The sequence below is a fragment of the Blautia sp. MSJ-36 genome (assembly GCF_018917985.1).
Taxonomy (GTDB): domain Bacteria; phylum Bacillota; class Clostridia; order Lachnospirales; family Lachnospiraceae; genus Blautia_A.
Genome location: NZ_JAHLPQ010000010.1, coordinates 72145 through 87751 on the forward strand (window position 1 = coordinate 72145; position 15607 = coordinate 87751).

The following is a 15607-nucleotide window of genomic DNA, read 5'->3' on the forward strand; positions in this document are numbered from 1 at the left end:
CGGTCAATGCTTTTCCATGACAAAAAACAGCTGTGCTAAATATAACTGAGCTCCACATACGCATGATTTCTGCTATGCGGTTTCAATTATATTCAGCTACAGCTGTTTTATTTTTCAATACAATGATTACAGTAATATTTAATTGTTGATCATATCCGGCCAGGAAAGGATCTCTGCGGAAATCTTCTCCTCATAATCTCCATCAATATCCTCACTTCTTCCAGCCGCATAAATATTGGTCTCAGCGCCCCAGCCATTGTCCTCGTATTCCCATACATGGAACTTCAGTCCACGGAACATGAAATCCAGGCTTCCGCAGCCGTCCTCCTCTGTGTATTCGAATTTGATATTTTTCTTATTCAGGGCATCCTGTACTTTCTCTAACCGCATGATCCACGATCCTTTCCGGAAAAATCCTCCGCGTATTTTCTGGCGGATATGCTGATCCGCCCGTCTGTGTTTCAGTATACCACGAAGTTTTTTCCCCCACAAGCATCGGCTTTTCTCTCATGCTGACTGAATGTTTGCCCGGTTACTGTTCACTCCTCGCCCGGCAACACACTTTACGATATACAGAACTTATGCTATCTGTTGAACTCATACTTCCGCAATTCGCAGTTCTTTATTCCAAATGATGCAAATTCCTCATTTGTCATATCACGGAAATAAGATTCAATGGCTCTGGAGATTCCGTTGTGAGCTACCAGGAGATAGGTTTTTCCACTGGGGTCGTTCTTTATGTCATCGAGAAGATTGTAGATCCTCTGGCAAAGCTGGAGCATGGATTCGCCGCCTTCATATCTGCAGACAAAATTCTCTTTATCTTTGCGGAAGACATCACCGTTTCTTGGTGTGGATTCATATTTTCCAAAGTTCTGTTCCTTGAGCCTTGGCTCCATTCTTGCGGGAATGCCGGTCATCTGGGAAATGTGTTTCGCGGTGTCTGCCGCGCGCATCAGTGGAGAATACAGGATCTCATCGATTCCCAGGTCTTCCTGTGCGATCTTGCTGCCAAGGTCAATGGCCTGCTGATGGCCCAAATCTGTCAGCGCAATGTCTGTGGCTCCGCAGATCTTGTTCTCTACATTCCAGATGGTCTGTCCGTGTCTTGTAAAATAGAAATATCGATTGCTCATAATAATCCTTCCCTGCTCTGATCCTGAAAATTACATCTATACCGTTTTTCTATGCTTCGTTAAAGCGCAACGGTTCACCGCTTTATTCTGTCACAGTATTCTTTTAATGATACCACACTTTTTATGCAAAATGCAAGTTCTTTTCATTGTGCAAAATCCCGAAATATGATAAAATTAGCTTCGTGACTTTAGCGTATTACTTGAAAGAAACTCAGCGACAGTTATGGGAGGAGTGAATCGGTGAGCCCTGCTGCCATGAGGCAATTTTTCTGCCGGAGAATACCGGTATGTCAGACTTCCTTAAACTTACCGACTGCAAAGCGATACATATTTATATGAGGTGAATTATGAAAGAGAGAGAGAAACTGGGATCCCGTCTAGGATTCATTCTGATTTCCGCAGGCTGCGCCATCGGAATCGGAAATGTCTGGAAGTTCCCTTACATGGCCGGACAGGGCGGCGGCGGTGCATTCGTACTGTTTTACCTGATATTCCTGGCTATTCTTGGACTTCCTGTTATGACTATGGAGTTTTCGGTTGGACGTGCCAGCCAGAAAAGCCCTGTCAAAGCTTACTACGCTCTGGAGAAACCGGGCCAGAAATGGCACATCCACGGATATATCACTCTGATCGGATGCTATCTTCTGATGATGTTCTACACAACTGTTACCGGCTGGATGCTGAATTATTTTTATATGACAGCTACCGGTAAATTCCAGGGACTTGATTCTGACGGTGTTGCCGGACAGTTTACAGACATGCTTGGCAAACCTGTAACTATGGGATTCTGGATGATCGTTGTTGTTATCGCAGGTGTTTTTGTCTGCTCCCGCGGTCTTCAGAATGGCCTTGAGAAAGTTACCAAGATCATGATGATCTCCCTTCTGGTGATCATGGTTGTCCTGGCCATCAACAGCTTTACCATGGACGGTGCAAAAGAGGGTCTGAAATTCTACCTGATCCCGGATTTTGCACGTATGAAAGAGATCGGTATCATTTCCACTATCACCGGCGCTATGAACCAGGCATTCTTTACACTTAGCCTTGGTATCGGTGCTATGGCAATCTTTGGAAGTTACATTGGAAAAGATCACGCACTCCTTGGAGAATCCGTAAACATTGCAATCCTGGATACATTTGTTGCGATCACATCCGGACTTATTATTTTCCCGGCATGTTTCACATTCAATGTTGACCAGACTTCCGGACCGAGCTTGATCTTTATTACACTGCCAAATATTTTCAACCACATTCCGCTTGGAAGGCTCTGGGGAAGCCTGTTCTTCATCTTTATGTCATTTGCGGCATTCTCCACCATCCTGGCTGTATTTGAAAATATTATTTCCTGTGGTATGGAGCTTACCGGCTGGAGCCGAAAAAAATCCAGTCTTATAAATGCCATTGCCATCATCCTTCTTTCCCTGCCATGCGTTCTCGGTTACAACGTATGGAGCTGGAGCGGATTCGAGGTATTCGGCGGTGCAGTTCTCGACTTCGAGGATTTCCTGGTAAGTAACCTTCTGCTTCCACTTGGTTCTCTTGTGTATCTGCTTTTCTGCGTTTCCAAACGTGGATGGGGCTGGAAAAACTTTACAGAAGAAGCCAACACCGGAAAAGGCCTGAAGATCCAGAAATGGATGCGCGGATACATCACTTATATCCTTCCGCTGATCATTCTGTTTATCTTCTTCTTTGGTCTGTACGATAAGTTTTTTGCATAAAAGATTCCCCCGTACAAATGCATGATGTAAAATATTTATATTCTGCATTTGTATGGGGGATTTTTATATGTAAAACTGATATTCTCATTTCTGTTTCCACGCATCTGGACCCGGAGAATGTTTATTTGTGCTCATCATAATCCGACAATATCGCTTTTTTCTGAGCATAATCAATGGTAAGAGTATACTCCGTTCCCGGTTCCAGGATCTCGATCTCTCCCAGGTTTGAATCATGTCCCTCTATCATCATGGAAATCACCCGAAAAACTCCCGGAAGCAACCCAATATCCGGCTCACCCACATCCATGGAACCTTCAACCACATTATCATTCCGCAGAAATATAATCATATCCTGTTGGTACTGTTCCGCATTTTTATAAACCATGTGAAGAGTTACGCGGTATTTAGAACGCTCCTCTTCATCCATATTGTCACCGGGCTCCGTAACATATTTCTCATAATAGTCTGCCCGGTCATTAATATCTGTCGTTTCCGAATTTAATTTTTCAGGGTCCAGTTTTTTAATTTTCTGATCGTCCTGACCTGACATATTACATCCGCTGATAAATACTATACAACATAAAAGCAAAACACTAATTCTTTTTTTCATGGGATTTCTTCCTGCGCTCTTCCACTCTTTTATAAAATGATTCTTTCCTTATCACGTTTCTTCCATTATAAAAGGAAACCTGCACTGTGGCAAGCCTCCTGTTTTCTCTTTTATTAATATTGCATTCTTATCTGCTGATCATTTCCACCACACTCTATAGCGCATATCTGTAAAAAAGCATCTCTCCAGTATAAACGCTTTTCTCAGCAGGCTTTCTTTCTCGATTCATCCTCTTTCCGCTCTTCTCCGACTTCTGTCATCAGATACGGATCAAGAACCTGCTCAAGCTCTTCTTCACTCATCAGCCCCTGTTCAAGAACAAGCTCACGGACGGATTTTCCGGTCTTTACTGCTGTCTTGGCAATTGTTGCGGATGCCTTGTAGCCAATGTGCGGACAAAGTGCGGTGGCGATCCCGGCACTGCTTTCCATCAGATCTTTGCAATGTTTGCGGTTTGCGGTGATTCCTGTGATACAGTTTACGATCAGGGTATCCACTGCCTTTTCCAGAGTAGTAATGGACTCAAACAGGTTGCAGAACACAACCGGCTCAAACGCATTCAGCTCCAGCTGTCCTGCTTCAGCTGCCATGGTGATGGTAGTATCATGTCCCACGATGTGGAATGCAACCTGGCTTACCACCTCCGGAATTACCGGGTTCACCTTGCCCGGCATAATAGAAGAACCATTCTGCTTCGCCGGAAGGTTAATCTCACCAAAACCGGTTTTCGGTCCGGAAGACATCAGACGAAGGTCGTTGCACATCTTGGAAAGATCCACCGCACAGGTCTTCACCACACCGGATACGGCAACGAAACCGTCCAGGTTTTCTGTTGCGTCAAAAAGATCTTCTGCCTGTCTCAGCGGATAACCGGTAAGACGCTCCAGGTTCGGCACAACTTTATAAAAATAAGAATCCGAAACATTGATGGCAGTTCCTACTGCAGTTCCACCAAGGTTTACTGTATACATTTCCTTATGAGCTTTTTCGATACGTTTCCGGTCTCTGGCAACCATAGAAGCATAACCATGGAACACCTGGCCAAGACGAATCGGAACCGCATCCTGAAGCTGTGTACGTCCCATAGTGATCACATCGTCAAACTCCGCTGCTTTCTTTGAAAGCTCTTTTTCCAGTCTTAAAAGTGCTTTTTCCAGCGGTGCAAGAAGATCCAGCACAGTCAGCTTACCGGCTGTGGGAATCACATCATTGGTGGACTGCGCCATGTTTACATGATCGTTTGGATGAACCAGTTTGTAACTGCCCTTCGGACATCCGAGGATCTCACCGGCTCTGTTTGCGATTACCTCATTCATGTTCATATTTGCGCTGGTACCGGCACCACCCTGAATGGCATCCACAATAAATTCCTCAGCCCATTTCCCTGCGATCACTTCATCACAGGCTTTGATAATGGCATCCATCTTATCCTTCGGAAGAAGACCTGCGTTATTATTGGTGATCGCTGCTGCCTTTTTAACCTGTGCCAGGTTCCTGATAAATACCGGATGAAGTTTTGTACCTGTGATCGGGAAATTCTGTTTTGCTCTTAAAGCCTGAACTCCGTAATAAGCCTCTGCAGGCACTTCCATAGTTCCAATTGAATCTGCTTCCAGTCTTGTTTCTGTAGTCATTTTGTCATCCCTCTTCTTTCTTCTGATCCTGTGCACGTTTCGTTTGTTCAGCAGCTGTTTTTCTGATGCCTAAGAAACTATCACTTTCTCTGTGGCTTGTAAATACTTTTAAGGGAAAACCATGATTATCCGTATTTTTCGACAGTTTAAATTAATTTTCTAAAGAATTTCTTTTATTTTTCTTATTTTTGTTAAGTCGTTTCTTGTGTTGTGATAACATACGCAGTATAATCAATACAGAAAAACCATTGAAAGGAGCATATACATATGGAACACAAACTCGACAACATCGACCGAAAAATCATCAAAATGCTTCAAAAAAATGCCCGTACTCCAGTAAAGGAAATCGCAAAAGAAGTCTTCCTCTCCTCCCCCGCCGTCTCCGCTAGGATCGAACACCTGGAAAAAAACGGGCTAATCACAGGCTATCACGCCCAGATCAACCCGGTCTTTCTCGGTTATCATATAAAAGCATTCATCAACCTGGAAGTAGAACCCTACCAGAAAAAGGACTTCTACCCCTTCATCCAATCCATCCCCAACGTCATCGAATGCAACTGCGTCACCGGCGATTACGCCATGCTCATCGAAGTCGCCTTCCGCTCAACCATGGAACTGGACCACTTCATCAATGAGCTCCAGCAATTCGGCCGCACCAAAACACAGATTGTGTTCTCTACCAGTGTAGAACACAGAGACCTGCCGGTGGAATGAAAATTGCTTCACCGGGAATTTTTTCGCTTTTCAAAGCGGAAGAAACTGTGAGGGGGAAAGCACTCAACCTCTCACTCCAAGCCAAACTCCCGGCCAGCCACCAGCACTTCTCGGCTTGAAATACCAGCTGGCAAGGCGTGTGCTGTCTGGCGACGACTCTGCAGGAGGGGTGCTGATTCTTAGTCGGTGGAAATCTGCGTTGCTTCAAAAATTCTCGCTGTTTGAGCGAAGCGAGTTCGGGAATTTTTGAAGCGGTTTTAGCAGATTTTCAGCGGCTTAGAAGCCAGCCTCCGACGAAGCCCCGGCGCCGGACAGCACACGCCTTGCCAGCGTCCGGGCAGCCAACACCGCACTGATGTTCAGCCAACTCCCGTCAGGCCATCCAAACTTTCCGGCTGGAGACACCAGCCCGTGAGGCGTGTGCTGCCTCCAACAAAAAAGAACAGCAATGAATCCAAAATCCATCACTGTTCTCCAAACATTCCTCAATTTACTCCCCCATCAGCGCAACAACTTTCTCTTTCAACTCCCGCGCATTCTTCCGCGGATCCTCCGCTTTCATAATGGCCGAAACCACAGCCACACCGCTCATCCCTGCACCATCCAGCACATCCATATTTCCAGCATTCAATCCCCCGATCGCAACCGCCGGAATCGGAACCGCCTCACAGATATCCTTCAAAGTAGAAACCTTAGTAAGAATCGTCACAACCTTCGTAGTAGTAGGATAAATCGCCCCCACACCAAGATAATCCGCGCCATCCTCATAAGCCTTCATGGCAGCCTCCACCGTCTTGGCAGTAGCCCCCACAATCTTATCCGGCCCCATCAGCTTCCTGGCCACAGCAACCGGAATATCCGAAGACCCCACATGCACACCAGCCGCATCACAGGCCAGCGCCACATCCACACGATCATCAATAATCAACGGCACATGATACCGATCCGTAATCTCCTTCACCTTAAACGCCTTATCCAGATACTCCCGTCCACCCGTATTCTTCTCACGAAGCTGAACCAGAGTCACACCACCCTTACAGGCCTCTTCCACCGTATGAAGCAGAGACTCCTCTGTATGATACGTACTGTCCGTCACCAGATACAGCGTTACATCCAAATCTTTTCTATCCATCTCAAAATCCTCTTCTTTAATACATTTCAATCTTCAGCATTCCCAGCAGCTGCCTGTCAGAAATCCCATAAATCTCATTCAGCAGATTCCCCTGAAAGCTTCCCGGCCCGCGGGAAATTTTTTCAGCCTGCTCACCGGCAATACCCATCAGTGCGGTGCCAAGAACTGCAGCATCCAGATAATTCCCGGATCTCCCATTTAATCCCATCTCACTGCCAGACCAGACACCTGCCTCTGTACGATCCGTCATCTCTTTCGCAATATGATCTTCACACCCCGGCAAAAACGCCGCAGTCAGCGCCCCAACCATACAGCCGGTCCCGGTAATCCCGGACAACGCTGCCGTACCATTTTCAATCAGAACAACCTGTTCGCCATCCGTAACAAAATCCTGCTTCCCGGTAGCCAGCACCACCGCCTGATTATTTCTGGAAAAAGCCTTCAGCACATCACTGACCGCATCAATATTTTCTGAAGTCAGCGCATCCTGTGCTCCCGCATCAATTCCGATGGCATGGGACGGAAGCCCGGAAGCAGCCAGAAGCTCCGACATATTTCCCTTCAGAACCGCCGGATGGCCAATACTTAAAAGCTCCCTCGCCAGATCCAGCCGCAGGTCACTGCATGCAACCCCCACAAGATCCAGCAGGACCGGAATCTTATTTTCCACAGCTCTTCCCATGGAGCACTTCATAGATTTGATCCTGGCATCAGTAATGTTTCCAAGATTCAGCATCAAAGCACCGGAAGAAGCTGTAATCTCCTCAACTTCCGCCGGATGCTCCGCCATGATCGGCCTTGCACCAACTGCAAGGATCACATTTGCACAGTGATGGATCGATATCGGATTGGTGATGCAGTGGATCAGCGGCTTCTCCTCTTTAATTTGCTTTCGCAGTTGTAAAAGTCTTTGTCTCATATGTTTTTGAACCCAAAGCTGCCTGGAATTTCACCAGAAGACCTGCTTTACTCAGAGCCTTCAGGAAAATATAGGCAACACATCCTCCCATTGTGGTTGCTGCAAGGAACATCGGCGTATAATAAAACGCTGTCAGTCCGCCTCTTCCCATCAGGAATGCCATCACCGGATAAGAAACCATAGAGCCGATGATACCTGTTCCAAAGATCTCACCGATCACCGCACAGATGATCTTACCTTTGGAAAGTCTGTAGAACACACCTGAAAGAAATGCGCCAAACACTGCACCGGTCAGTGCAAGTGGCGGGATTCCCATGAACATCATACGGATCACGCCGATCATCGTTGCACAGAGAAGGGAATACCACGGTCCCATCAGAACCGAACATACGATATTCACCAGATGCGCCGTCGGGCACATTCCCTCAATCCTCAGGATCGGTGAAATTACGACACCGATCGCAACCATCATTGCCAGCATTACCATACGAAGCGTGTGCATCCTCTGTTTTTCCATTGTGTTTTCCTCCCTGAAATACAAAGCAGATCACAAGCAGCGGATCCCGGGCAAAAAATTTCCCGGCTGCTGCAGTCTGCCTTTAGATTTTGGCGGTCGAAGTTCCCTTACTTCCTCTCACTCCGAAAACACGGATTCCCATCGCTTACATGATCCTTCCGGAAAAATCTCCGGAACATCACCCTCCTGCCAGACATTAAGGCGCTCCCCTTCCTGCCCGCTCTTTCGCAGAAGCTCACAAAAAGAGCGCATCCCCCGGCAAACACCACGGAGACACGCTCTCATATCACAATCCCTCCGTTGGCATTACCCAAATCAGGTACGGTCGAAGATCTATCTTCCTCTCAGCCTGTCACACAAGCTCCCGCTGGCTCTTTTCTTTTCTGTTCCTCAATATAGCACACCCGTATTCCATTGTCAACGAATCATGAAACATCAACTATGTACCGGATGTTTTTGTCAAACCAATATTCAGGAATCTTACTTTGAGATCTCATCGATCAGACGCAGCTCTTCCTCTGTAAACGGTGCACAGTGGATCGCTTTCACATTATCCAGGATCTGCTGTGGCTTGGAAGCGCCGATGAGTACACTGGTGACCTCCTCATGGTGGAGCAGCCAGCCAAGTGCCATATCTGCAAGCTTTTCTCCTCGCTGCGCTGCCAGATCGTTCAGTCTGCGGATCTGGTCCAGACGCTCCGGTGTCAGTGCGCTTTCTTTCAGGAATCTTCCGTCTTTGCGGATACGGCTGTCCTCCGGGATTCCGTTCAGGTAGCGGTCTGTCAGCTGTCCCTGTGCAAGAGGGCTGAAAGTAATAAGGCCTTTTTTCAGAATGCCGGTGGTTCTCTTCAGGCCGTTCTCTTCCACAGTTCTGTCAAAAATAGAATAGCAGTTCTGATTGATCACAAACGGACACTTCAGATCCTTCAGGATCGCTGCTGCCTGGCTTAAAGTTTTTCCATCGTAATTGGAAAGTCCCACATAGAGGGCCTTGCCCTGCTGAACTGCTGTTGCAAGCGCGCCCATAGTCTCCTCAAGAGGAGTCTCCGGGTCCATTCTGTGATGATAAAAAATATCCACATATTCCAGGCCCATGCGTTTCAGGCTCTGGTCAAGGCTCGCCAGAAGATATTTGCGGCTGCCCCAGTTTCCGTAAGGGCCCTCCCACATATCGTAGCCGGCCTTGGTTGTGATGATCAGTTCATCACGGTAAGGCATCAGTTCTTCCTTCAGGATCTTGCCGAAATTCCGCTCCGCACTTCCGTAGGCAGGTCCGTAATTATTGGCAAGGTCAAACTGTGTGATGCCATTGTCAAAAGCTGTAAAACACAGCTGTTTCATATTTTCATAATCAGAAGTATCTCCGAAATTATGCCATAATCCAAGAGATACCTTGGGAAGCATCAGACCGCTTTCTCCGCAGCGGTTGTACTCCATGGTTTCGTAACGTTCTTTTGCAGGTGTGTACATAAAAAGCCCTCCCATAATGCCACATAATTTACATTTTCTGTAACCAATTCCTTCACTTACACCTATTTCGCAAGACGAATCATATTCCAGCTGTGTTTTGCAAAAACTGCTTCCAGTTCTCCGCCGTCCAGCTTTGAGCACTCTGCACTGGCTTTTACAGGAACTACATTCTCGGGCTGAGCCTCTGTATTGACTGCCTGAAGATCGTCATTATTCAGCACGATATGCTCTACGATCTTATATCCCTCAAACTGTCTTAAGTCACAGGAAACTTCCATATCCTCATCCAGACTCTTATTCACTGCAAAGATCGTCAGCGTATCCTTTTCCTCTTCCCAGACACACACAGAATCCAGATATGGCGCTTCGCCATAAGTTTTGCTCTCGTATACCGGTGCGAGAACCTGTGTATTAAGGACGGTTCCTCTTCCAAACACACTTGTCAACATATACGGATAAAAGATCGTCTGACGCCATGCGCCTGTGTCGGATGTCATGATAGGCGCAATAACATTTACCAGCTGTGCCATGCAGGCGATCTTTACGCGATCTGCATGACGGAGAAGTGTGATCAACATACTTCCCACAAGAAGTGCATCCTCAAAGTTATAAACATCCTCCAGCTGATGGGGCGCCTGTACCCATTTTTCCAGCTTTTTATCCTGTTCATTGCTGTGGTACCATACGTTCCACTCGTCGAAGGAAAGATTGATCTGTTTTTTTCCATGCTTCTTTGCTTTTACAGCATCGCAGATGGAAACCACTCCTGAGATAAAATCATCCATGCCCTTGGAGCTTGCCAGAAAATCGGCAGTGTCTCCCGCTGCATTTCCATAGTACTGATGCAGGGAAAGATAATCCACCTGATCGTAAGCCTCGTCAAGAACCGTATACTCCCAGGAGCCAAAGGTAGGCATTTCCAGACTGGAGCTTCCGCATGCAACAGTCTCAACCTCCGGATCCATAAATTTCATCAGGCGGGCAGTCTCTGCTGCAACTCTTCCGTACTCTGCCGCAGTTTTATGTCCCATCTGCCACGGACCGTCCATCTCGTTTCCGAGACACCATAATTTGATATCATGCGGCTGTTCATAGCCGTGAGCCTTACGGAGATCACTGTAATAGGTACCACCCTTAAAGTTACAGTATTCCAGAAGATTTTTCGCATCCTCCGGTCCTCTTGTTCCCAGGTTTACTGCCATCATCACATCGCTGCCGGCTTTTCTGGACCAGTCCACAAACTCATTGAGTCCAAACTGGTTTGTCTCGATGACACCCCAGGCCAGCTCCGGTCTGGACGGACGCTGAGCTTTCGGTCCGACGCTGTCCTCCCAGCGGAATCCAGATACAAAATTTCCGCCCGGATAACGAACGATCGGTACCTGAAGCTCCCTTACCAGTTCCAGAGTATCCTTCCTGAATCCCTGCTCATCAGAAAGGGGGCTGCCTTCCTGATAAATCCCCTCATAAACCGCACGTCCGAGATGTTCTATAAAGGAACCATAGATCCTTTTGTCTGTTTTTCCGGTGAGGAAATATTTGTCCACGATGATCTGCGCTTTTTTCATTGTAAAAATCCTCCTGTAAATTATTATTTTCTGCCTGCCACTGCATTGGACTCTGTTTCCGATTCCGCCATATACCGGCTCTTACGCCTCTGTTCGCTCACACACTCTCAGACAGATCGGAAATCAACCGTTTCTATGTTTCATTTTACCATCCTGTTCTATCCATACCAGTGATTATCTTCCGAAACAGTTGACTTTTTTTCCGGTAAGATTTATCGTAAAGACAGTCTTACCAGACGGACGTCCCTCTGTCACTTTACTTTATACTTCCAGACAGAAAGTTCTTTACAATGCCACAGTCGGATTGTCTGATCTACGTAATGAAAGGAGCGCAGCATTTTCATGGATTTCACCTTAAATTTCTGCGAATACAACCGTTCCAACTCCGATTACGACAGGATTTTCCGACCGGAGGGAAGCGGAGATTTTCTTTTTCTTTTATTTAAAACACCAATGAAGGTTTATCTGGGCGGTCAGCTTACTGTCACCCGGGATAATGCCTGCATCTTTTATATTCCGGGAAATCCCCAGCATTATCAGGCTGTGCGAAAATTCCGGAACAGTTATGTCCATTTTTCCTGCGGAGAAAATCTGGCAAAACGGTTCGGACTTCCCTGCAACGAAATTTTTTACCCCAGTGACTGCCAGGAGATCGATCACTGTATCCAGAAGCTGCAGCATGAATATCTGAACAGAGAAGTTTTTTCCCGGGACTACGAGTATGCCCTGCTCTGCCAGCTGATGATCACAGCCTCGCGGGAACTCCGCAGTACAGATACAAGCAAGTCTTCAGACTCGGAGCTCTGCAGCCTGTTCCAAAAAATCCGTCTGGAAATGCTTACAAATTACGAAAAGCCATGGACAACAGAAAAGCTCTGCGCCATGGCTAATCTCGAAAAAAGTCAGTTTTATTCCTGTTACCGGAATTTTTTTGACAGCACCCCTCATGCTGACCTGAATCTGCTCCGTCTGGAAAAAGCCAAAAATCTGCTCACCAACGAAGCTCTGCCTGTTCAACAGGTGGCTCTGCTGTGCGGATTTTCAAATCTCTCACACTTCAGCCGGTACTTCCGAAAGAACTGTGGCTGTTCGCCCAGTGAGTGGGCACGCCGCCCCTGACCAAAAGGATATTCACACTCTGCATTTACTGCGCAGGCAACTTGTCTGATCTGATCACCGTGCCGCATTACACTTCTCATAAGCAAACAGTGCCGCACCAAGCGCACCACAAAGCTGTGCCTCATCACAGATATAAAGCTTCGCCCCCAGCTTCTCCTCCAATGCCTGGATGATACCTTTATTTCTGGCAACACCACCGGTCATCATGTATTCCCCCGGATTCTTTTTGCCAAGGCGGGCTGCAAGAGCTCCTACCTTGGAAGCAACAGATACATTCAGACCATGGATGATATCTGCCACGTCCTTATTCTGGGCAACCAGGGAAACTACCTCGGACTCTGCAAATACAGTACACATGCTTGAGATCACTACGTTCTCTTTCCAATCCAGACCACGGATACTCATCTCCTCCAGGGAAAGTCCAAGAGTACGGGCCATCATTTCCAGGAATCGTCCGGTTCCTGCTGCACATTTATCGTTCATCAGGAAATTTTTTACCGCACCGTTCTCGTCAATGCTGATCGCCTTGATATCCTGACCGCCGATGTCGATAACTGTACGCACATTCGGATTCAGATAATGGGCTCCCTTTGCGTGACAGGTAATCTCTGTGATACTGTCATCACCACTGTCAATATAGGCACGTCCATATCCGGTAGTAACGATACGCACGATATCTTCTTTCCTGATCCCTGCTTTTTCCACGGCCATCTCCAGGCTCTTCTCTGCACTCATCATAGCGCCGCCGCCTGTGGGAATGATCATGGTCGATTTAATTTTTCCGTCTTTATCCAGGATCACAACATCCGTACTTGTGGAACCGCTGTCGATTCCTGCCACATAATAAACTCCTGATTCCATTTTTTTTCTTATCTCCTCGCTGATTCCTTTTGATGGGTCCATATCCTCAGAGCCTTCCAGGGTCTCCGCAAAAGCCTGCACTCTGGTAAGGAGCTGTCCTGCACTCTGGCTTGTAAAATCTGTCTCGATCTTCAGAAGCGGAACCTTGATATCTCTCTTGATACTTGCATATTCAAAACCATAATAATCACAGAACTTGATAGTATGATAAATGATCCCCTTCAGGTTCGGATCCAGATACAGTCTGTTTCTTCTGGTGCTGTTGTTCATACGGAAGCAGGGCATCTGGGAAAGAAGTGCATCCGCATAAGCCAGGAACATAGCATCGTCTTCCATTTTTTCCAGCTCCTCACGGATCACTGCAAGACGTCTTCCACCTGTACAGGTCAGGTTTTCCACATCCATGCGGATATTATCCCGGATCATTTTTTCCAGGATGCCGCTGACACGGACACCCAGAACACCGATATACGGCTGGTTATCCACAGTCTCATGGGAAAAAGCATTCAGAAATCCACTTCTGTCGAAGGTTTTCCCCGAAAATTTCTCATAAGCTTTCTTCAGACGGTGGATGCCCTGGGCAAGCTTCACCTTTTCACAGTCGTTATCCTCATGAGGCATGTCCAGCATGTACAAAAATTTACATTTACCGGTACTTTCCACAATGTCGTACACACGGCGCATGGAATCACAGCAGTTAACAAGAACAAGCTGCTCTACCTTTCCCTCCAGCACTGCCTGGATCACAGATTTTCCGAAGCCACAGAGATTAGCATGGGCGATCTGGTCCGAAAGCTCAAAATTCTCCGGCATTTCCTCAAGAACCGCACATTCCTCGCCAAAGCCCTTAAACAACTCCAGCGGTGTATATTTACAGACGTAATGTATCATGACCGTTTTTCCTCCTTACCTTCTGACAGCATTTCCAGATATGCTTGAAGTCGTGTGGATACCTGGCCGTCACTGGAATTGGCCGGGTTACAGCCGTCACCGTCCAGGACCATGGTTGGAAGTCCTGCATTTTCCAGAGAATTTTTGATCAGGCTGGAAGCTCCGATGGTTCCCTTGCAGCCCCAATGCGCAAAAAGGATCCCGCCGTCTGCCTCTGTAAGGTTCGCCAGCTCCTGGGCACGCCGGATCCTCTGCTTCACACTTCCGTTGTAAATGCAGTTGACCATTTTTTCCGCAAGGGCCTCATAAGGATCCGAGGCCTGCATCCGCTGAAAACCGTCTGCAACAAAATCACAGGCACGGATATGCACGTTCTGGCTGTAATTAAATACATCCTTTACCGGCTCCTGCAAAAACGGCATCATATGCATCCACAAAATATGAAGACCTTCCCCCTTTGGTGCCTTCTTCACATCCTCAAGAAGCATTTTTGTGTATTTCAGGGATTCCTCTGAGCCCGCCAGAAGATGGCACATAAAGATCGCATACAGCTCATTTGTCAGGGAAGTCACCGGATCGTGATCCTTTCTGAGGGCAAGCTGGCGGCTGTAATAGGAGGCCGCTTCATTGCTGTTGGCAACTGCATGCTGTACCGACTGCTCTGAGATTTTTTTGCCTGTGACATCCTCCAGGAATTTCTTCATCTCGCGAAGCTGATCTGCAACATAGCTGATGGAATCCTGATTTTTTTCATAGGGTACGTCAATATAAAAGCCCGGGATCTGATATTTCTGTTTCAGATAAGGAAACGTCATCATGTTTCCATCGCAGGCAAGGTTTGTGTAGATGGTACATTTGGGCTTCGGTACCAATCCTGTCATGGACGCTCCCAGAAAAACTCTGTGATAGGAGCACATGGTTTCCGGAAAGCCCTCTGATTCCGTCTGTGCCAGAAATGCCTGTTCGCATCTGGTTCCAGCGATGAAGCAGGACATTGCCTCCACGGAATACGGAGTGATCCCTGCTGCTGTCAGAAGCTCTCCCGGTACAAAAATGCTCACCAGAGCGGTATCGTCCGGTTTTGCAAGGGCTTTGATAATATTCTGCATGACTACACGGGCTACATACTGTCCCGAAGCCGGAAGCTTCCTGTCAGGAAAAAGCTGCAGACGTTTTTCCTGAAGCCGGTAGCCTGTGAGGAGAAGTTTTCGTGCTTTTTCCGGGTCTTTGATGGATCTCTCTCCCACCATGTCCCCGAATTTTTTTATGATATCCAATCTGTCACATCCTTTCGTAGGTCAAAAATATATTGTAT

General features: G+C 47.1%; 14 protein-coding genes and 1 riboswitch. Of the genes, 3 read left to right on the plus strand and 11 right to left on the minus strand.

The window, feature by feature from the left end; all coding sequences use genetic code 11:
• Positions 1-138: 138 nt before the first annotated feature.
• Both KQI39_RS09240 and KQI39_RS09245 read right to left on the minus strand, forming a co-directional pair.
• Positions 139-390, minus strand: a complete 252-nt coding sequence (locus KQI39_RS09240) for a kinase (protein ID WP_118061892.1) — start codon at positions 388-390, stop codon at positions 139-141.
• A gap of 194 nt (positions 391-584) precedes the next feature.
• Entirely contained in the window at positions 585-1136 is a 552-nt protein-coding gene (locus KQI39_RS09245; RefSeq protein ID WP_148446301.1) for a histidine phosphatase family protein, read from the minus strand.
• A 347-nt stretch (positions 1137-1483) separates the two neighbouring features.
• Between KQI39_RS09245 and KQI39_RS09250 the strand changes: the two genes are divergently transcribed.
• Positions 1484-2857: a sodium-dependent transporter gene (locus KQI39_RS09250; RefSeq protein ID WP_148446303.1), complete on the plus strand. Its 1374-nt coding sequence runs from the start codon at positions 1484-1486 to the stop codon at positions 2855-2857.
• 121 nt (positions 2858-2978) lie between these two features.
• Here KQI39_RS09250 and KQI39_RS09255 read toward each other — a convergent pair whose 3' ends face one another.
• Positions 2979-3467: a hypothetical protein gene (locus KQI39_RS09255; RefSeq protein ID WP_177289884.1), complete on the minus strand. Its 489-nt coding sequence runs from the start codon at positions 3465-3467 to the stop codon at positions 2979-2981.
• Between the two features lie 203 nt (positions 3468-3670).
• Positions 3671-5101: an aspartate ammonia-lyase gene (locus KQI39_RS09260; protein ID WP_216417965.1), complete on the minus strand. Its 1431-nt coding sequence runs from the start codon at positions 5099-5101 to the stop codon at positions 3671-3673.
• 267 nt (positions 5102-5368) lie between these two features.
• Between KQI39_RS09260 and KQI39_RS09265 the strand changes: the two genes are divergently transcribed.
• A complete protein-coding gene (locus tag KQI39_RS09265) occupies positions 5369-5815 on the plus strand; it encodes an Lrp/AsnC family transcriptional regulator (RefSeq protein ID WP_216417968.1) in 447 nt (148 codons plus the stop codon).
• Positions 5816-6305: 490 nt separating this feature from the next.
• Here the strand turns inward: KQI39_RS09265 and thiE are convergent, their stop codons facing one another.
• From thiE to arfA, 5 genes are all read right to left on the minus strand, one after another.
• Positions 6306-6947 (minus strand): thiamine phosphate synthase, encoded by a 642-nt coding sequence (gene thiE, locus KQI39_RS09270; RefSeq protein ID WP_216417970.1) that lies wholly within the window; start codon positions 6945-6947, stop codon positions 6306-6308.
• 16 nt (positions 6948-6963) lie between these two features.
• The gene (locus KQI39_RS09275; RefSeq protein ID WP_216417972.1) at positions 6964-7866 is read right to left on the minus strand and encodes a hydroxyethylthiazole kinase; all 903 of its coding nucleotides are present in this window, start codon (positions 7864-7866) and stop codon (positions 6964-6966) included.
• The gene (thiW, locus tag KQI39_RS09280) at positions 7829-8383 is read right to left on the minus strand and encodes an energy coupling factor transporter S component ThiW (protein WP_118061735.1); all 555 of its coding nucleotides are present in this window, start codon (positions 8381-8383) and stop codon (positions 7829-7831) included. Before thiW ends, KQI39_RS09275 begins: the two co-directional genes overlap by 38 nt.
• A 275-nt stretch (positions 8384-8658) precedes the next feature.
• Positions 8659-8761, minus strand: a riboswitch (TPP riboswitch).
• A 102-nt stretch (positions 8762-8863) separates the two neighbouring features.
• Complete coding sequence (locus tag KQI39_RS09285) at positions 8864-9853, minus strand: aldo/keto reductase (RefSeq protein WP_148446315.1); 990 nt, start codon at positions 9851-9853, stop codon at positions 8864-8866.
• A 62-nt stretch (positions 9854-9915) separates the two neighbouring features.
• Positions 9916-11421: an arabinosylfuranosidase ArfA gene (arfA, locus tag KQI39_RS09290; RefSeq protein WP_216417974.1), complete on the minus strand. Its 1506-nt coding sequence runs from the start codon at positions 11419-11421 to the stop codon at positions 9916-9918.
• Between the two features lie 342 nt (positions 11422-11763).
• On the opposite strand from arfA, the gene KQI39_RS09295 reads away from it, so the two are divergent.
• Complete coding sequence (locus KQI39_RS09295; protein WP_173722209.1) at positions 11764-12540, plus strand: helix-turn-helix domain-containing protein; 777 nt, start codon at positions 11764-11766, stop codon at positions 12538-12540.
• A 54-nt stretch (positions 12541-12594) separates the two neighbouring features.
• Here the strand turns inward: KQI39_RS09295 and KQI39_RS09300 are convergent, their stop codons facing one another.
• Positions 12595-14292: an acyl-CoA dehydratase activase gene (locus tag KQI39_RS09300; protein WP_216417976.1), complete on the minus strand. Its 1698-nt coding sequence runs from the start codon at positions 14290-14292 to the stop codon at positions 12595-12597.
• Complete coding sequence (locus KQI39_RS09305) at positions 14289-15569, minus strand: 2-hydroxyacyl-CoA dehydratase subunit D (protein ID WP_216417978.1); 1281 nt, start codon at positions 15567-15569, stop codon at positions 14289-14291. Before KQI39_RS09305 ends, KQI39_RS09300 begins: the two co-directional genes overlap by 4 nt.
• Between the last annotated feature and the right edge of the window lie 38 nt (positions 15570-15607).